Source organism: Streptomyces sp. G45, assembly GCF_049542095.1.
Lineage (GTDB): Bacteria > Actinomycetota > Actinomycetes > Streptomycetales > Streptomycetaceae > Streptomyces.
The window spans coordinates 6922548-6940480 of the sequence record NZ_JBMUZU010000001.1 but is presented as its reverse complement, the minus strand read 5'-3'; the positions used below and the strand labels follow the sequence as shown (position 1 = coordinate 6940480).

The 17933-nt window shown below is 73.4% G+C and carries 14 protein-coding genes and 1 pseudogene; 5 read left to right on the top strand and 10 right to left on the bottom strand.

Features of this window, described 5'->3' with window-relative positions; all coding sequences use genetic code 11:
• Positions 1–50: 50 nt before the first annotated feature.
• Positions 51–956 (bottom strand): acyltransferase domain-containing protein, encoded by a 906-nt coding sequence (locus ACOBQU_RS29330; protein ID WP_423634788.1) that lies wholly within the window; start codon positions 954–956, stop codon positions 51–53.
• 172 nt (positions 957–1128) lie between these two features.
• Between ACOBQU_RS29330 and ACOBQU_RS29325 the strand changes: the two genes are divergently transcribed.
• Positions 1129–1386, top strand: coding sequence for a DUF6343 family protein (locus ACOBQU_RS29325; protein ID WP_423631098.1), 258 nt, complete (start codon positions 1129–1131; stop codon positions 1384–1386).
• Positions 1387–1557: 171 nt separating this feature from the next.
• On the opposite strand, the pseudogene ACOBQU_RS29320 reads toward ACOBQU_RS29325, so the two are convergent.
• The 4 genes and pseudogenes from ACOBQU_RS29320 to ACOBQU_RS29305 form a co-directional block, all read right to left on the bottom strand.
• Positions 1558–1917: pseudogene (locus ACOBQU_RS29320) on the bottom strand (tetratricopeptide repeat protein); the annotation flags it as partial.
• Positions 1918–2139: 222 nt separating this feature from the next.
• Positions 2140–2523 (bottom strand): hypothetical protein, encoded by a 384-nt coding sequence (locus ACOBQU_RS29315; RefSeq protein ID WP_423631096.1) that lies wholly within the window; start codon positions 2521–2523, stop codon positions 2140–2142.
• Positions 2524–2577: 54 nt separating this feature from the next.
• Positions 2578–3192 (bottom strand): dephospho-CoA kinase, encoded by a 615-nt coding sequence (gene coaE / locus ACOBQU_RS29310; RefSeq protein WP_423631094.1) that lies wholly within the window; start codon positions 3190–3192, stop codon positions 2578–2580.
• A gap of 112 nt (positions 3193–3304) precedes the next feature.
• Complete coding sequence (locus ACOBQU_RS29305) at positions 3305–4243, bottom strand: PAC2 family protein (protein ID WP_423631092.1); 939 nt, start codon at positions 4241–4243, stop codon at positions 3305–3307.
• Positions 4244–4384: 141 nt separating this feature from the next.
• On the opposite strand from ACOBQU_RS29305, the gene ACOBQU_RS29300 reads away from it, so the two are divergent.
• On the top strand, positions 4385–4585 hold the full coding sequence (locus ACOBQU_RS29300; RefSeq protein WP_423631090.1) for a DUF2191 domain-containing protein: 201 nt from the start codon (positions 4385–4387) through the stop codon (positions 4583–4585).
• Positions 4586–4840: 255 nt separating this feature from the next.
• The gene (locus ACOBQU_RS29295) at positions 4841–5812 is read left to right on the top strand and encodes a right-handed parallel beta-helix repeat-containing protein (RefSeq protein ID WP_423631088.1); all 972 of its coding nucleotides are present in this window, start codon (positions 4841–4843) and stop codon (positions 5810–5812) included.
• 150 nt (positions 5813–5962) lie between these two features.
• Here the strand turns inward: ACOBQU_RS29295 and rpsA are convergent, their stop codons facing one another.
• Positions 5963–7462 (bottom strand): 30S ribosomal protein S1, encoded by a 1500-nt coding sequence (rpsA, locus tag ACOBQU_RS29290; protein WP_423631086.1) that lies wholly within the window; start codon positions 7460–7462, stop codon positions 5963–5965.
• 296 nt (positions 7463–7758) lie between these two features.
• Here rpsA and ACOBQU_RS29285 point away from each other — a divergent pair, with 296 nt between their 5' ends.
• Complete coding sequence (locus tag ACOBQU_RS29285) at positions 7759–8652, top strand: class I SAM-dependent methyltransferase (protein ID WP_423631084.1); 894 nt, start codon at positions 7759–7761, stop codon at positions 8650–8652.
• 52 nt (positions 8653–8704) lie between these two features.
• Positions 8705–11308 (top strand): ATP-dependent helicase HrpB, encoded by a 2604-nt coding sequence (gene hrpB / locus ACOBQU_RS29280; RefSeq protein WP_423631082.1) that lies wholly within the window; start codon positions 8705–8707, stop codon positions 11306–11308.
• Between the two features lie 139 nt (positions 11309–11447).
• On the opposite strand, the gene ACOBQU_RS29275 is transcribed toward hrpB, so the two are convergent.
• From ACOBQU_RS29275 to polA, 4 genes are all read right to left on the bottom strand, one after another.
• On the bottom strand, positions 11448–12446 hold the full coding sequence (locus ACOBQU_RS29275) for a DUF3068 domain-containing protein (RefSeq protein ID WP_423631080.1): 999 nt from the start codon (positions 12444–12446) through the stop codon (positions 11448–11450).
• Positions 12447–12458: 12 nt separating this feature from the next.
• Positions 12459–12593, bottom strand: coding sequence for an SPW_0924 family protein (locus ACOBQU_RS29270; RefSeq protein ID WP_423631078.1), 135 nt, complete (start codon positions 12591–12593; stop codon positions 12459–12461).
• 264 nt (positions 12594–12857) lie between these two features.
• Positions 12858–14696, bottom strand: a complete 1839-nt coding sequence (locus ACOBQU_RS29265) for a lytic transglycosylase domain-containing protein (protein ID WP_423631076.1) — start codon at positions 14694–14696, stop codon at positions 12858–12860.
• 392 nt (positions 14697–15088) lie between these two features.
• Complete coding sequence (gene polA / locus ACOBQU_RS29260) at positions 15089–17818, bottom strand: DNA polymerase I (RefSeq protein WP_423631074.1); 2730 nt, start codon at positions 17816–17818, stop codon at positions 15089–15091.
• Positions 17819–17933: the final 115 nt, after the last annotated feature.

Below are 17933 nucleotides of genomic sequence, written 5' to 3'. Positions count from 1 at the left end.
TGCCGCTTCAACGAACCGCCCCGCCACCCCGTTCCCGCCGTCGCGCCGTTCTACAGCGGGAACCAGCCGTGCCCGGCGTACCAGTGGCCGCCCGCGCGCAAGTGGTCGCCCACGGCCCGCTCAAGGCGTGTGCGGCGCGGCAGTTCGGCCACCGGCAGATCGCGGTCCCCGAAGACGAAGCCCACCGGCACGGTGTCGTCCGGCTGCTCGTCGCCGTACGTCTCGGCGAGCCGGAAGCGGTCCTGGAAGCGCACGATGTTGGAGTCCGCCGGGAGGTAGCGCCGCAGCTGCGGGTCGAGCAGCCACGAGTGGCAGATGGCCACCTCGTAGCGCTCGTCGGGGAAGTGCCGCGGGAAGAACTCCCGCGCGAGGTCCACCGACTCCGCGCACGCCTCGGGCGACAGCGGCCCCCGGAAGTCCGGTATGTGCACGCTCAGGCACAGGTCGTCGGGGCCGAGGCCGAGGCCCGCGTCCGCGACCGCCGCGCCCATGCGCTTGCCGAGCCGGGCCCGCTGGAACTGGAGCCGCCCCAGCTGGTACAGCTCGCCGCGGAAGTGCAGCGCGTTCCAGCTGGGCACCGGCACGCCCCTGCTGTCGTGGCCCCTGCGGTACACGGCCAGGTGCCGCCCCAGGTCGGCGAGGGTGCGGCGGGCCGTGTCGTCGGGTATGCCGTGGCGGCGGTGGTAGGCCCGCACATGCGGCAGCGCGGCCACGAAGACGAACACGGGGAAGCAGCTGCCCAGCTCGCCCAGCTCCTCCGGCAGGACCGGCATGCGCGGCTGCCGCCCCGGCTCGCCCATGTCCCGCACCAGCGCGTCGAGGCAGCGGTCCAGCAGCCAGCGGGTGTCGTCGTGCTCCAAGACCCGGGCGCGCAGCGCGACCAGCTCGTTGACGTCCTCGTGCGGCACCGCCAGGTCGAGCAGGACCTCGGGCAGCGCGTCCGCGGACGGCAGCACGGCCTCGGCCTCGGGCTCCCCCGCGTCGTCCAGGTCCTTCAGCCACGCGGCGAGCCCCTCGTCACTCTCCGCCGCGGCCCGCAGCACGTCCAGCACAGTCCCACCTACCTCTCGATCGCCCCTTCCGCTCCGCCCGTGCCGGGTGGACCCTGGAAGGAGGAGATGACGTTCCATGCGCACAGGCAGCGAACCGGTCACCGCGCGGAGCCCGCTGCGCATGCGCTTCTGGTTCAGCGTATGGGGCCTGGTCTGGGCCACCGCGGGCACGGTCGCCTTCGCGCTCGCGGGCCGCACCGGCTGGGCCGTGGCGTGCGGGGTCCTGTGGCTGGTGATCACCGTCGACATGGCGCTCGTCGTGCGCCACATCCGCCAGGGGCCGCACTACCAGCCGGGCCGGGACGTGCCGCCGTACGAACCGCCCCAGGCCTGACGCGGGCCGCGCGGGCCCTGCCCCCTACGGGGCCGCGTCCCCCTACGGGGCCGCGTCCCCGCCTGTGCCGCGCTCGCCGTCGGCGCGCTGGGCGCCGCCGCTGTCGCCACTGCCGCCACCGCTGTCGCCACCGGTGTCACCGCTGCCGCCACCGCTGCCGTCCCCGGTGTCACGGTCGAACCGCGCCGCCGCCAGGTACTCCGGCTGCGGGTCGAGCGCGGCGGCGAGCCGGAAGTGGCGCCGGGCCTGCTCCGGCCGCAGGGCGCGCTCATAGGTGCGGGCCAGCGCGAAGTGCGCGAACGCGTTGTCCGGCTCGCGCTCCAGGACGATGCTGAACTCAAGCTCGGCGGCGCGCAGTTGGGCGCTGGCGAAGAAGGCGCGGGCACGCAGCAGCCGCGCCGCCGTGTTCTCCGGGTGCGCGGCGATGACCGTGTCGAGGAGCTTCACCGCGCCCCGTGGGTCCCGCGCGGCGAGCAGCTGCTCCGCCGCGCGGAAGTCGATGACATGACTCTCCGGGCTGCTGTCGGGCACGCCGAATCCCTTCCCTGGCTCCCCCGCGTCAACGCCCCCGCCCCGGCGCCGTATTCCGGCCACCCGGCCGGGAGCCACCGCCGCCGCGCGGGTGGGCGCCGCCGCCACCCGGCCGGGAGCACCCCGAGGGCGGGCGCCGCCGTGCCCTCGCCGGGAGCGCCACCGCCCCATGACGCCGGGCACCACCGCCACACCGCGACGGCCCCCGCCGTCACCCCGCCGTCACCCCGCGGCGAGCCCCAGCGCGAGCCCCGCCACGACCAGGCCCGCCCCGGCGATCACGAACCCCCAGTCGACGCCCCGCCGTTCCCCGCCGAGCACCACCACCTCGCGCGGGTCCTCGGGGTCGTAGGCGACCCGCAGCCGCGCCCCGGCCGCCAGGGGCCGCCGTCGGCTCGGCGGCACCGGCGAGACGATCTCGACGACCCGCCCGTCCGCCGTCTCGAACTGGAGCGTGGGCCGCTCCTCCCCCTGCCGCACGGCCTTGACCAGCGCCTGAGCCACCAGGCCCGCCTCGCTGACGCGCCGGGTCTGCCGGAGCCCGTACGCGCCCGCGAGCAGCGCGACGAGTCCGCCCAGAGCGGTGAACGCCGCGAACACGACCACAGAACCGCCCCTCTCCCGCCCTGTCCCGCCCTTTCGACCGTGTGGGTGCCGTCGTCAGGCCGACGGCGGCCGCTGTTCCGCGCGGGCCCTCAGGTCCCGCCACACGGCTGTGACGCGCTCCTCCAGGTCGACGAGGGGGCCGTCGTTGTCGATCACGATGTCGGCGATCTCCAGGCGCTTCTCGCGGGCCGCCTGGGCGGCCATGCGGGCGCGGGCGTCGTCGGCGCTCATGCCGCGCAGCCGCACCAGGCGGTCGAGCTGGGTCTCGGGGCTGGCGTCGACGACGACCACCACGTCGTACAGCGGCGCGAGGCCGTTCTCGGTGAGCAGCGGCACGTCGTGCACGACGACCGCGTCGGGCGCGGCGGCGCGCTCCAGTTCGGCGGAGCGCGCGCGCACCAGCGGGTGCACGATCGCGTTCAGCCGGGCCAACTGGGCGGGGTCGGCGAAGACGATCGAGCCGAGCTTCGGCCGGTCGAGGCTCCCGTCGGGCGCGAGGACGTCCGGTCCGAACGCCTCGACGACGCCCCTGAGGCCCTCCGTGCCGGGCTCGACGACCTCGCGGGCGATCCGGTCGGCGTCGATGAGGACGGCGCCGCACGCGACGAGCAGCCGCGACACCTCGCTCTTTCCGGCTCCGATGCCGCCGGTCAGGCCAACTCTCAGCATGACCGGCAGCTTAGGCCCTGCCCGGACGGCGTGTCCGGGGCCCCGGGCGATCTCCGGCCATCGGCGATGTCCGGGGCCACGGGCGGCGCACCCGTGCCGGGGACCGGCCGCCTCAGCCGTCGCCCTCGCGCTCCGCGAGGAACCGCTCGAACTCCCGGCCGATCTCGTCCGCGGACGGGATGTCCACCGGCTCGGCGAGCATGTTGCCGCGCGTCTGGGCGCCCGCCGCCGCGTCGTACTGGTGCTCAAGGCCCTGGACGAGCGCGACCAGTTCCTCGTCGCCCTCCTGGATCTGGCGGTCGATCTCGGTCTGGGTGCGGTGCGCCTCCGTGCGCAGCGCGTGCGCGACGCCGGGCAGGACCAGGCCGGTGGCGGCGGTGATCGCCTCCAGGGCGGTCAGGGCCGCGTCCGGGTAGGAGGAGCGGGCCACGTAGTGCGGGACGTGGGCGGCGACGCCGAGGACGTCGTGGCCCGCCTCCGCGAGGCGGTACTCGACCAGGGCCTCGGCGCTGCCCGGCACCTGCGCCTCGTCGAAGGGGCTGGCGTGGCCCGGCACCAGGTCCGTGCGGGTGCCGTGCGGGGTCAGGCCGACGGGGCGGGTGTGCGGGACGCCCATCGGGATGCCGTGGAAGTTCACCGCGAGCCGCACGCCGAGCCGCTCGACGATCTCCTTGACGGCGGCGGCGAAGCGCTCCCACTCGATGTCCGGCTCGGGCCCGGAGAGCAGCAGGAAGGGCGCTCCGGTGGCGTCCTGGAGGAGCCGCACCTCCAGCGCGGGCTCGTCGTACGCGGTCCAGCGGTCGCGGCGGAAGGTCAGCAGCGGGCGCCGGGCCCGGTAGTCCACCAGCCGGTCGTGGTCGAACCGGGCCACGACCTGCCCGGGAAGGCTGTCCACGAGCCGCTCGACGATCTGGTCGCCCGCTTCGCCCGCGTCGATGTATCCGTCGAAGTGGTAGAGCATGACAAGACCGGCCGACTCCTGGGCGAGCGCCATGTCGACGACCGCGAGCCCCTTCGGCTCCCACGTGTACAAACCCTGCGGATCAAGCACAGTGACCGCTCCTCCTCGTGTTCATAGAGCAGAACACGCCCTGGACAGCGGGCATTCCCGCCGACGGCGACCACGTCGGCTCGAAGGTGGCCTAGAGTCCGGGTACGGAGATCCGGGCACGACGCGCAGAGGGGGGCACCCGTGGCCAAGGTCAGCGTCAGTCTCGACGCGGAACTGGTGGTGGAGGTGATGGTCCTGGCCGGGGTGGGCTCGCCGCAGGACGCCGTCGAGCTGGTCGTACGGGACTACATCGCCCGGGGCCACCGCACGGAGGCCCGCACCGAGCGCACGGACCAGGTCCTGCGCGACGCGGAGCCGAGGGCGCGCGAGGAGCAGGGCTGACACACGCCCCACGGGTTCGTATGCGTGAACTCATCTCAGCCCGGGGCGAGTTCGCCCTTCTCGCCCGGCCTCGGCGGGGTCTCTGCGGGGTCTCTGCGGGGTCTCGGCGCACACCTTGACGCGGCCTGGGTGCCGCCCTACCGTCTCGAAGCGACCTGGTTCACACTCGCGCCCTCAGTTCACATACACGCACAAGAGGGGGTGCGGGACCGCGTACGCGAGCGAACCGAAGGACCCGACGGGAAGGCACCCCCCATGCGCACCCGCTCCCTGCTCGTCCCCGTACTCGCCGCCCTCACCGCGACCGGAGGCCTCTCCCTCGCCGGACACGCGCACGCGCGGGCCGTGGCGCCCGCCGCGACCATCGAGGTGTCCACGGCGGCCCAGCTCAAGTCGGCCCTCGCCAGCGCCTCCCCCGGCGACACGATCCACCTCGCCGACGGCACGTACGCCGGGAACTTCAAGACCACGATCGCCGCCCGCGCGGGCGCCCGCATCACCCTGACCGGCTCGCCGAAGGCGGTCCTGAAGGCGGGCGGCGGCTACGGCCTGCATCTGAACGGCGCCTCCCACTGGACCGTCAAGGGCATCACGGTCACCGGCGGCCAGAAGGGCATCATGATCGACTCCGCGAACGGGGTCGTGGTGGACGGCGTGACGGTCCACGGCCTCGACATGGAGGGCGTGCACTTCCGCAAGTCCAGCAGCGACGGCGTGATCAGGAACGCGCGGATCTACGACACCGGGAACGACGGCCGGGGCATGGGCGAGGGCATCTACGTCGGCTCCGCGAACACGCTCTCCGACCGCAGTGACAACGTACAGATCCTGAACAACGCGATCGGCCCGGACGTGGGCGGCGAGGCCATCGACCTCAAGGAGGGCACCAGGGGCGGCCGCGTCATCGGCAACACCTTCGACGGCCGGGGCCTGACCGGCAACAACTACGACGACTCGTGGGTCGACGTGAAGGGCAACGGCTACCTCATCGAGGGCAACACCGGCAAGAACACCACGAACAACGGCTTCGAGACCCACACCCAGCAGCCGGGCTGGGGCTGCGGCACGGTCTTCCGCGGCAACCAGTCGGACCTGACGGGCGCGACGGGCGACAAGCGGCTGGCGATCAACGTCACCCACCAGAGCGCCGACTGCAAGACGACGGTGTACGCGAGCAACACGGTCAGGGGCGGCAGGGGCCTGACGAACATCCCGGTGACGCCGTAGCGACTCCGTAGCGTCCCGCGGGGGCGCGGGGAACGGCGCGCCCGGACCACGACGGCCCGCGGCGGACGAACAGCGCGGCGGACACGCCTGTGGGCCCGCACTCCGAAGAGTGCGGGCCCACAGTCACGTGCTAACGCCTAGCGGCGAGCCTCAGCTCTGACCGCCCGCGAGCTTCTCGCGCAGCGCGGCGAGCGCCTCGTCCGAGGCCAGCGCACCGGCGTTGTCCGCACCCTCGGAGGAGTACGAACCGCCACCCGAGGCGGCCGGGGCCGCGGCGGCGGCGTCGCCGCCCTCGGCCGCCGCCTGGGCGTCGGCCTCGCGGGACTTGATGACCTGCGCCTGGTGCTGCTCGAAGCGCTGCTGGGCCTCCGCGTACTGCGTCTCCCAGGCCTCGCGCTGGGCCTCGTAGCCCGGCAGCCAGTCGTTGGTCTCGGGGTCGAAGCCCTCGGGGTAGATGTAGTTGCCCTGGTCGTCGTAGGACGCGGCCATGCCGTACAGGGTCGGGTCGAACTCGACCGACGCCGGGTCGGCACCGAAGGACTCGTTGGCCTGCTTCAGGGACAGCGAGATCCGGCGACGCTCCAGGTCGATGTCGATGACCTTGACGAAGATCTCGTCGTTGACCTGGACGACCTGCTCCGGGATCTCCACGTGGCGCTCGGCCAGCTCGGAGATGTGGACCAGACCCTCGATGCCCTCGTCCACGCGGACGAACGCACCGAACGGCACCAGCTTCGTGACCTTGCCGGGCACGACCTGGCCGATCTGGTGGGTGCGGGCGAACTGCTGCCACGGGTCTTCCTGGGTCGCCTTGAGCGACAGGGAGACGCGCTCGCGGTCCATGTCGACGTCCAGGACCTCGACCGTGACCTCCTGGCCGACCTCGACGACCTCGGACGGGTGGTCGATGTGCTTCCAGGACAGCTCGGAGACGTGCACCAGACCGTCGACGCCACCCAGGTCCACGAAGGCACCGAAGTTGACGATGGAGGACACGACGCCGGAGCGGACCTGACCCTTCTGGAGGGTCGTGAGGAACGTCTGGCGGACCTCGGACTGGGTCTGCTCCAGCCAGGCACGGCGGGACAGGACCACGTTGTTGCGGTTCTTGTCCAGCTCGATGATCTTGGCCTCGAGCTCCTTGCCCACGTAGGGCTGAAGGTCGCGGACACGGCGCATCTCGACCAGGGAGGCCGGGAGGAAGCCGCGGAGGCCGATGTCGAGGATGAGACCACCCTTGACGACCTCGATGACGGTACCGGTGACGATGCCGTCCTCTTCCTTGATCTTCTCGATGGTGCCCCAGGCACGCTCGTACTGGGCGCGCTTCTTCGAGAGGATCAGGCGGCCTTCCTTGTCCTCCTTCTGAAGGACGAGGGCCTCGATCTCGTCACCGACGGCGACGACCTCGTTCGGGTCGACGTCGTGCTTGATGGAGAGCTCGCGGCTCGGGATGACGCCTTCGGTCTTGTAACCGATGTCGAGCAGGACCTCGTCCCGGTCGACCTTCACGATGACGCCGTCGACGATGTCGCCGTCGTTGAAGTACTTGATCGTCTCGTCGATCGCGGCGAGGAAGGCTTCCTCGTTACCGATGTCGTTGACCGCAACCTGCGGGGTGGTGGCGGTGGTCTCGGTGCTGCTCGTCATGTGGGAAAGGGCTCCGGTACGGACATTGAAGTCGTAGGTACTGCTTACGCCGGAGCCCGTTTCGCTCTGAAGAAGCCGGACAGCCTAGGAGGCGCCGACTTACACGGTTTCCAAAGGAAACGGAAGGCGCCTCGACAACCGAGGGGACATACAACAGACGCGAGCGCAACCTGCTATGTCTGAGGAACGCAGGCCCGCAGCGCAACTTGTAGCATACGGGGGCCGTCCGACAGGGTCAATGCGCGAAGGCGCACACCCGGGGCGGATCGCCGCATACCCGGCACAAAACGAGTTACATGAGGCCACACGGGCCGCACCGCGCCCTGCCGCGCCGCGTCCCACTGCGGGAAGACCGCAGAGTACCGACGAGGGAGCCGATCATCCAAGCGCCCGACGCACCCGAGCCCGAAGCCACCCGCCGCGACGCGTCCGCCACCGAGAGTGTCCACGCCAACCGGGGCTGGTGGGACCGTAACGCGGACGACTACCAGACCGAGCACGGCACGTTCCTCGGGGACGACCGCTTCGTGTGGGGGCCCGAGGGGCTCGACGAGGTCGAGGCGGAGCTGCTCGGCCCGGCGGAGGACCTGAAGGGCAAGGACGTCCTGGAGATCGGCGCGGGCGCCGCGCAGTGCGCGCGCTGGCTGGCCGGGCAGGGCGCGCGCCCGGTGGCCCTGGACCTCTCCCACCGCCAGCTCCAGCACGCGCTGCGCATCGGCGGATCGTTTCCCCTCGTGTGCGCCGACGCGGGCGCGCTGCCCTTCGCGGACGGCTCCTTCGACCTCGCGTGCTCCGCGTACGGGGCGCTGCCGTTCGTCGCCGACCCGGTGCGGGTGCTGCGCGACGTGCGGCGCGTGCTGCGCCCCGGCGGGCGGTTCGTGTTCTCCGTGACGCACCCGATCCGCTGGGCGTTCCCCGACGAGCCGGGCCCCGAGGGCCTGTCGGTCGCGGCCTCGTACTTCGACCGCACTCCGTACGTCGAGCAGGACGACGACGGCCGCGCGGTGTACGTCGAGCACCACCGCACGCTCGGCGACCGGGTGCGGGACGTCGTCGCGAGCGGCTTCCGCCTGGTGGACCTGGTCGAGCCGGAGTGGCCCGCGTGGAACACCCAGGAGTGGGGCGGCTGGTCCCCGCTGCGCGGGAACCTGATCCCGGGGACGGCCATCTTCGTGTGCGAGCGGGACTGATCGTCCCTGGGGGCGCGGCGGGAGCCCGCCGGGCCCGTACGACACTGGGGGCGTGATCCGTGACGACGCCCTGAACCTGCCCGTGCGCGAGGCGCTGCCCGCGCTGCGCGACGCCCTGGAGGGGCCGGGCGCCGCCGTGCTGTGCGCGCCTCCCGGCACGGGCAAGACGACGCTCGTGCCGCTGGCCCTCGCCGGGCTCGCGGGCGGCGCCGGGCCCGCGCGCCGGGTCGTGGTGGCCGAGCCCCGGCGCATCGCCGCGCGGGCCGCCGCCCGGCGGATGGCGTGGCTGCTCGGCGAGGAGGTGGGCGGCAACGTCGGCTACACGGTGCGCGGCGAGCGCGTGGTGGGTCCGGGCACGCGCGTGGAGGTCGTCACCACCGGCGTGCTGCTCCAGCGGCTCCAGCGCGACCAGGAGCTGGCGGGCGTGGACGTCGTGATCCTCGACGAGTGCCACGAGCGGCACCTGGACGCCGACACCGTCGCGGCCTTCCTGATCGACGTGCGTGAGGCGCTGCGCCCGGACCTGAGGCTGGTGGCGGCGTCGGCCACCACGGACGCGGAGGGGTGGGCGCGGGTCCTGGGCGGTGCCCCCGTAGTGACGGCCTCCGGGACCTCGTACCCCGTGGAGGTGGTGTGGGCCCCGCCCGCGCGCCCGGTGCGGCCGCCGCACGGGATGCGGGTGGATCCGGCGCTGCTCACGCACGTGGCCTCCGTGGTGCGGCGGGCGCTGCGGGAGCGGGAGGGGGACGTGCTGTGCTTCCTGCCGGGCGTCGGCGAGATCGGCCGGGTGGCCGGGCAGTTGGGCGACCTGGACGGGGTGGACGTCCTCCAGGTGCACGGGCGGGCCCCCGCGGCGGCGCAGGACGCGGTGCTCTCCCCGGGGGCGCGGCGCCGGGTGGTGCTCGCGACGTCCGTGGCGGAGTCGTCCCTGACGGTGCCGGGCGTGCGGGTCGTGGTCGACTCCGGGCTCGCGCGGGAGCCGCGCGTGGACCATGCGCGCGGGCTCAGCTCCCTGACGACGGTACGGGCCTCGCAGGCCGCCGGGCGGCAGCGCGCGGGCCGGGCGGGCCGCCAGGCGCCGGGCACGGTGTACCGGTGCTGGAGCGAGGCCGAGGACACCCGGCTGCCGCGCTTCCCCTCCCCCGAGATCAGGGTCGCCGACCTGACGGCGTTCGCGCTCCAGGCGGCCTGCTGGGGCGACCCGGACGCCTCGGGGCTCGCCCTGCTCGACGCGCCGCCCGCGGGCGCCATGGCGGCCGCCCGTGAGGTGCTGACGGCCATCGGGGCGGTGGACGCGGGGCGCGCCACCCGGCGCGGCGCCCGGCTCGCCCGCGTCGGCGTGCACCCCCGGCTGGCCCGCGCCCTCCTGGACGCGGCACCCCGGGTCGGCGCGCGCCGGGCCGCCGAGGTGGTCGCGCTGCTGAGCGAGGAGCCGCCACGGGAGTACGGGGATGACGTGGCGGCGGCGCTTCGGAGCGCCCGGCGGGGTGGCGACGGGTACGCGGGGCGCTGGCGGGCGGAGGTGCGGCGGCTGACGTCGGCTGCCGGGGCCGCGTCGGCGGTGTCTTCGGAGCGGGCGGTGCCTTCGGAGCGGGCGGCTGCCCGGTCGTCCGCCGGTCGCCCGGCACCAGGGGGGACGCGTGCCGACGCTCCGGAGACGGGGGCCGCTCCCGGGGACGAGGCCGTCGTGGGGCTCGTCGTCGCCCTGGCCTTCCCCGAGCGCGTCGCCCGGCGCGCGGGTGACGGGACGTACCTCATGGTCGGCGGCACGCGCGCCGAGACGGGCGCCGGGTCAGGGCTGGGCGGGGCGCCCTGGGTGGCCGTGGCGGTGGCCGACCGGCCCGCCGGGGCGGGGCACGCGCGCGTGCGGCTCGGTGCGGCCGTCGACGAGGACACCGCCCGCGCCGCCGCCGCACCGCTGTACGCGGAGCGCGACGAGGTGGCCTGGGTGGACGGCGACCTGGTGGCGCGGCACGTCGAGCGGCTCGGCGCGGTGGAGCTGGCGGTGCGGCCGCTCAAGGACGTGGACCCCGCCCTCGTACGCGCCGGACTGCTTCAGGGGCTGCGGCGCGAGGGCGTCGAGCTGCTGCGCTGGGACCGGGACGCGGTGGCGCTGCGCGACCGGCTGCGGTTCCTGCGGCGGCACTTGGGCGAGCCGTGGCCGGACGTGTCCGACGAGGCGCTGCTGGCGCGGGCCGACGACTGGCTGGAGCCGGAGCTGGGGCGGGCCCGGCGCCGCGCGGACCTGGGGCGCGTCGACGCCGGGCAGGCGCTCACCCGGCTGCTGCCGTGGGCGAGCGGCGAGGCGGCCCGCCTGGACGCGCTGGCCCCGGAGCGCGTCACGGTGCCCAGCGGCTCCCGGATCCGCGTCGACTACGCCGATCCCGAGCGGCCGGTGCTCGCCGTGAAGGTGCAGGAGATGTTCGGGCTCGACGACACCCCGCGCGTGGCGGGCGTGCCGCTGCTCGTGCACCTGCTGTCACCGGCCGGGCGCCCGGCGGCCGTCACCGCCGACCTCGCCTCGTTCTGGCGCGACGGCTACCGCTCGGTGCGGGCCGAGCTGCGCGGCCGCTACCCGAAGCACCCGTGGCCCGAGGACCCGGCCACCGCGCAGCCGACGCGGCACACGAAGGCACGGCAGGAGCGGGGCGCCTAGCCCGCGGCGGCGGCGCCCCTCGGGGACACGCGGACCTCTCTACGGAGAGGACCTCTCTACGGAGATACGGGGACGCGCGGCCCTCTACGGAGACACGCGGGCCTCTACGGAGACACGCGAGCCGCTACGGAGAGGCGGGCTAGGCGTTCGCGGGCTGCGGCTGCGGCGCCGTCTCCTGTGTGGGCTCCGGGTCGTCCGGTCCGCGGCCGCGGGCCTCCAGCCACAGGGCGAGGGCGAGCAGCAGCACGCCAAGGACGAGGAAGCCCCACGGCAGGTACGAGGTGATCAGCAGGATCAGCAGCCGCTGGGACCTGACGAGGTCGACGGTGTCCTCGATGTAGTCCTCGCGCATCTTCACGTGCCCGGAGAACGCCGTGACCTTGTCGCGGTCGCCGAGCAGGGTGCCGCCGCGCAGCTCCTCCTGGTGGATCTCCTCCCCGTACACCGGCGCCCCGGTGGTCGGCTCGACCCAGAACCTGCGCACCGTGGAGTACCAGCGGGTCGTGCCGGTCTTGGCGAGGGACTTGGCCGTGAGGCCCTTGACCGGCAGCGTCTTGGGCATGGGGACCCTGGTCCAGGGGATGGACTGCTCGAAGTAGTAGACCTCCAGGCCGCGGAACGTCCGGGTGCCCTTGTAGTGGATGGGTTTGGTCACGCGGGCCTGCGCGTCGAAGTACCGGTAGTCCCGCTTCTCAGTCAGGAAGGGCCACTTGAACTCGATGCCCTCGCGCTTGACCGGGTCGCCGTCGACCATCTCGCCGCTGGTGTGGACGGGCTGCTGGCTGTGGGCGTCGAAGACGTAGCGTTCGGGGATCTTGGAGACCATCTTGCCGTCGGGGCCCTGGACGTAGGTCAGGCCGTCCCAGACGACCACGTCGCGGTCGGCGGACCGCTCGACCTTCTCGGAGGCCGCCACATCGCCCTTGAGGGTCTGTACGACGGTGACCTTGGGCACGCGCTTCGCCTTCATCGTGCCGTAGTCGATGAGCGTCGCGGGCTTCGCCTCCAGCACCGTCGTCTGGTACTGGCTCGGCGGGACCTTGACCAGGCGGGGGAAGGCGTACCAGCGCAGCAGCGGCGACAGGGCCGCGAAGAACACGGCGAGGGCGAGCAGGACCAGGCTGGCCTTGCGGCGCATGGCGGCCCTCCCCTACGGGTGCGCGGGGACGGTGGTGAGCAGCGGCTCGGGCGAGGTCTCGCCCGGCGGCGCGCCGATCGCCGTGACCGTCCACACGAGCGCGAGCGCGACGACGAGGCCGGTGGCGGCGGCGATCAGGGCACGCATACGGGCCTCCCGAGGCGGCGACCGGAAGCCGGGATCTGACTGTTCGTCAGGGCGGGGGCACCGTAGCAACGCGCGGGTGAGATGAGAACACGTCGTACGGGGTCGGCGGCCGTGGGCGGTGGCAGCGGGCCGCGAGGGGAGCGGCGGCGGGAGGGCGGCAGCGGGCCGCCCCCGTGCCGTGGGTGGCGCGGGGGCGGTCGGCGGCTGCGGCGTGCGGGCCAGCCCTGGGGCGGCGTGCGGGCCAGTGCCTGGGTGGCGGGCGGGTCAGCGCCTGGGCGGCGTGCTGGACGTGCCGCTCGGTGTGGAACTCGGTGTGGAACTCGGCGTACCGCTCGGTGTGCCGCTGGGCGTCGTGCTCGGCGTGCCGGACGGGGTCTCGGTCGGCTTGTCGGCCGTCACCTTCAGCTCGACGGTGAGCGTGGCGCCGCCGTCGGTGACGATGCGCAGCAGATACGTCCCGGTCTTGTCGTCGGCGTACATCTTCGGCAGCAGCAGCTTGCCGTTCTTGTCCGTCCTGAGGCCCTTGAGGACGCGGACCGGCTTGCCGTCGGCGTCCTTGAAGTAGGGGCCCTTGTCGTTCACCGTCGGCCGGGTCGCCGACGTGATCATCGTGGCGGTGGCGGCGACTCCGGCGGCGCTGTCGCCCTTGTACGTCGCCTTGACCTGGACCTGCTCGGCGAAGGCCTTGCCCGGGGCGCAGGTCAGCGGCTCGTCACCGATGCGGGCGAGCGCGTCGGCCTTGCGGCCGGTGACCGTGCCGGGCACCTCGACGCGGTCCAGGGAGCGGCCCACGACCAGGGCGCGCACCGTGAACGCGCCGGTCTTCTCACCGGCGCGCAGCTCGGGCGAGGTGACCGTGCCGGTGCCGTCGGTGCTGAGGGTGACGCTGCGGGCGCCGCCAGCGAAGCGCGTGTCGGTGTCCCCGCTGATGGTGAAGCGGACCTTGACCTTGGCGACGCCCTTGCCGGAGCGGTCCTCGGCGCGCACCGCGACGCGCTCGTCGAAGGCGTCGCCCGCGGTCGCGGTGACCTCGTCCGGGCCGGTGTTCTTCAGGCGCTTGACCTGGTCCTGGGGCTGCTGCGGGGGCTTCGGGGTGGGCTTTCCGGAGCCGCCGCCGGGGGTGCCGGGGCGGGTGGTCTCGTCCGGCGGCAGCTTGTCCGGCTGCTGCGGCCTGGGGAGGGGCTTGGGCGGCGTGGACGGCGAGGGCCTGTGGGAGGGCGGCCGCGCGGAGGAGCCGGGGCGCGGGGTGCGGTCGCCGCGGTCGTCGCGGTCGTCGCTGCGGTTGCGGTCGTCGGGCAGCACGCCGGTGCCGTCGGGGATCTCGTGGGTGCCCTTGCGGTAGTACTCCAGCCACGACAGGACCGTGTTCAGGTACTCCGTGGACTGGTTGTAGCTGAGGATCGCGGCGTGCAGGTCGTCCTCGACGGCGAGGTCGCGGTCCTTCCCGCACAGGTAGTGGGCGGCGGCGAGCGCGGCGTCGTAGATGTTGTTCGGGTCCTTCTTGCCGTCGCCGTTGCCGTCCTGGCCGGAGGTCTTCCAGGTCGACGGGATGAACTGCATGGGGCCCACGGCGCGGTCGTGCGTGGTGTCGCCGTCGTAGGCGCCGCCGTCCGTGTCGGTGATCTTCGCGAAGCCGTTGCCGTCCAGGACCGGGCCGAGGATGGGCGTGAGGGTCGTGCCGTCGGCGTCGACGCGGCCGCCGCGGGCCTGGCCGGATTCGACCTTGCCTATCGCGGCCAGCAGCTGCCAGGGGAGGTTGCAGCCGGGGCGCTCGGACCGCACGGCCGCCTCGGCCTTCTTGTAGGCGTCGAGGACCGTGGCCGGGAGGCCCGCCTCGGGGTCGCCCTTCGCGGCGCCGCCGCCGGGCTCGGTGTTCGGCGGCGGAGGGGTCTTCAGGGGCGGCAGGTCCGTGTAGTACGGCGAGTTGCCGGTGGCCGAGTCCGGGGCGGGCGGCTGCGAGGCGTCCGCCGCCTGCCCGCCCGGCGCCTTGTCCGGAGTCGCCACACCAGGGGCCTGCGAGGCGGCCAGCGCCGCCACCGCCGCGGCGGCGACCGCGGACGTCACCGTCGCCTTGCGCAGCCGCTTGCCGAATACCGGCGCCATGTCCGTGAATCCCTCCCTTGACGACCTGCCCGTGCCCTCCCGGCGCTCCTTCTGGCGCCGCCAAGGGGCAGCTCAGGCGACACTACGACAACTCGCGGCGCCGAGACACCTGTTCGCGTCCGATTTTGTCGGATAGGCCAGTCACGGTCCTGTCCCTGTTCGGCTACCGTCCCGCACCCGTTCATCTCCGCGTATCCGGAAGGGGACGCACGGAGCGGAACGGGCGCACGGACGGACCGCCGCGCGGACGGGCGGGCGGACTGCCGGGCGGGTGCGCGGAGCATCAAGCCCGTCCGGCGTTTGAGGACGAGCCCGAAGGGCGATCAACGCCCACCCCGCGAAGGGGGAACCCCCGAGGGGCGGCGCCCCGGGACCCGCCCCCCGCCGGGAGGCTAGTGCGCTGCCGACTCCCAGTCCGCGCCCACACCCACCGACACGTCCAGCGGCGCCCGCAGCGACACGGCGGCGGACATCTCCCGGCGCACCAGCTCCTCCACCGCCTCGCGCTCGCCCGGGGCGATCTCCAGGACGATCTCGTCGTGGACCTGGAGCAGCATCCGGGAGGTGAGCCTCGCCTGTGTCAGCGCCCGGTCCACGTTCAGCATGGCGACCTTGACGATGTCCGCGGCCGTGCCCTGGATCGGCGCGTTCAACGCCATGCGCTCGGCCATCTCACGGCGCTGCCGGTTGTCGCTGTTGAGGTCCGGCAGATAGCGGCGGCGGCCCAGCATCGTCTCCGTGTACCCCGTGGCGCGGGCGTCGTCGACGACACGGCGCAGATAGTCGCGCACGCCGCCGAACCGCTCGAAGTAGGTGTCCATCAGGGCGCGGGCCTCGGCCGCCTCGATGTTCAGCTGCTGGGACAGGCCGAACGCCGACAGGCCGTACGCCAGGCCGTACGACATGGCCTTGATCTTGCGGCGCATCTCCGCGTCGACGGCCGAGCGGTCCACGCCGAACACCTGCGAGGCGACCGTGGTGTGCAGGTCCTCGCCGGAGGTGAACGCCTCGATGAGGCCCTCGTCCTCCGACAGGTGCGCCATCACCCGCAGCTCGATCTGGCTGTAGTCGGCGGTCATCAGGGACTCGAAGCCCTCGCCGACCACGAAGCCGCGGCGGATGGCGCGGCCCTCGTCCGTGCGCACCGGGATGTTCTGCAGGTTCGGATCCGTCGACGACAGGCGGCCCGTCGCGGCCACCGTCTGGTTGTACGTCGTGTGGATGCGGCCGTCCGCGGCGATCGTCTTGACCAGGCCCTCCACGGTGACGCGCAGCTTCGCCTGCTCGCGGTGGCGGAGCATGATCACCGGAAGTTCGTTGTCCGTCTGGGCGGCGAGCCAGGCGAGCGCGTCCGCGTCCGTCGTGTACCCGGTCTTCGTCTTCTTCGTCTTGGGCAGGCCCAGCTCTCCGAAGAGGACCTCCTGGAGCTGCTTGGGCGAGCCCAGGTTGAACTCGTGGCCCGCCGCCGCGTGCGCCTCCTTCACCGCCTGCTGCACGGCGCCCGCGAACTGCTGCTCCATGGACTCCAGATGGGCGCGGTCGGCGGCGATGCCGTGCCGCTCCAGGCGGGCGAGCAGCGCGGACGTCGGCAGCTCCACGTCCGTGAGCAGCCCGGCGGCGCCCACCTCCTTGAGCTTCTCGCCGAACGCCTCCCCCAGGTCGAGGATCGTGCGGGCCTGCACCATCAGGGCCTCGGCCTCGGCCTGCTCGTCGTCCTCCGTACCGAAGGCCAGCTGGCCGTCGGACTCGGCGGCGGGCGCCAGCTCACGGCCCAGGTACTCCAGGGACAGGGCGTCCAGGTCGAAGGAGCGGCGGCCCGGCTTGACCAGGTACGCGGCGAGGGCGGTGTCCATGGTGACACCCTCGACGGTCCAGCCGTGCTCGGCGAAGACCCGCATCGCGCCCTTGGCGTTGTTGAGCACCTTCGGCTTCTTCGCGTCCGCGAGCCAGGCCGCGAACGCCTTCTCGTCGGCCTCGTCCAGCTGCGCCGGGTCGAACCAGGCGGCCGCGCCCCCGGCCGCGGCGAGCGCGACCTCCGTGACCGAGCCGGTACCAAGGGACCACGAGTCGACCGTCGCCAGGCCCAGGACGGCCTTGCCGTGCTCCGCCAGCCACGGGGCCACCTCGCCCGTGCCGAGCACCGCGCCGTCCAGCTCCACGCCCTCGGCGAGAGGGGTCTGCTCGGCCTCCTCCGCACCCGGGTCCACGGCGAGCAGCCGCTCACGCAGCGACGGATTGCGGATCTCCAGGGTGTCCAGGACCATCGCGACCGCCTTGCGGTCGTACGGAGCGCGCTCCAGGTCGGCGACCGCCTTGGGCAGCTCCACGTCGCGCACCATCTCCGTGAGGCGGCGGTTGAGCTTCACCGCCTCCAGGTGGTCGCGGAAGTTCTGCCCGGCCTTGCCCTTGACCTCCTCGGCGCGCTCCACCAGCTCCGCGAACGAACCGAACTGGTTGATCCACTTCGCGGCCGTCTTCTCGCCGACGCCGGGGATGCCCGGCAGGTTGTCCGAGGGGTCGCCGCGCAGCGCCGCGAAGTCCGGATACTGGCTCGGGGTCAGGCCGTACTTCTCCTGGACCTTCTCCGGAGTGAAGCGGGTCAGCTCCGAGACGCCCTTCGTCGGGTAGAGCACCGTCACATGGTCCGTGATGAGCTGGAAGGAGTCCCGGTCGCCCGTGACGATCAGCACCTCGAAGCCCTCGGCCTCGGCCTGCGTGGCGAGCGTCGCGATGACGTCGTCCGCCTCGAAGCCGTCCACCGCGAACCGCACCGCGTGCATCGCGTCGAGCAGCTCGCCGATCAGCTCCACCTGCCCCTTGAACTCGTCCGGGGTCTTGGAGCGGTTCGCCTTGTACTCCGCGAACTCCTCGGAGCGCCACGTCTTGCGCGACACGTCGAACGCCACCGCGAAGTGCGTGGGCGCCTCGTCACGGAGCGTGTTCGCCAGCATCGACGCGAAGCCGTAGATCGCGTTCGTCGGCTGGCCCGTCGCCGTCGTGAAGTTCTCCGCGGGCAGCGCGAAGAACGCTCGGTACGCCAGGGAGTGCCCGTCCATCAGGAGCAGGCGCGGCCGGTCGCCGGCGGTCGTCTTCTCGGTCTTCTTCGATGCTTTCTCTGCCACGCCCCCGATCCTGCCACGCCCCACTGACACTCGGCCCCGCCCCGCCCGCCGACGCCCCGGGTGTCGGCGTCGCCCCGCTCCCCGAGGCCCCTTCGCCCCGGCCGCCCGCGCGGGC

Coding starts and splice junctions, on each gene's coding strand:
- ACOBQU_RS29325 (WP_423631098.1), top strand. CDS start 1,129: ATGCGCACAGGCAGCGAACCGGTCACCGCGCGGAGCCCGCTGCGCATG.
- coaE (WP_423631094.1), bottom strand. CDS start 3,192: ATGCTGAGAGTTGGCCTGACCGGCGGCATCGGAGCCGGAAAGAGCGAG.
- ACOBQU_RS29295 (WP_423631088.1), top strand. CDS start 4,841: ATGCGCACCCGCTCCCTGCTCGTCCCCGTACTCGCCGCCCTCACCGCG.
- rpsA (WP_423631086.1), bottom strand. CDS start 7,462: ATGACGAGCAGCACCGAGACCACCGCCACCACCCCGCAGGTTGCGGTC.
- ACOBQU_RS29285 (WP_423631084.1), top strand. CDS start 7,759: ATGAGGCCACACGGGCCGCACCGCGCCCTGCCGCGCCGCGTCCCACTG.
- ACOBQU_RS29275 (WP_423631080.1), bottom strand. CDS start 12,446: ATGCGCCGCAAGGCCAGCCTGGTCCTGCTCGCCCTCGCCGTGTTCTTC.
- ACOBQU_RS29270 (WP_423631078.1), bottom strand. CDS start 12,593: ATGCGTGCCCTGATCGCCGCCGCCACCGGCCTCGTCGTCGCGCTCGCG.
- ACOBQU_RS29265 (WP_423631076.1), bottom strand. CDS start 14,696: ATGGCGCCGGTATTCGGCAAGCGGCTGCGCAAGGCGACGGTGACGTCC.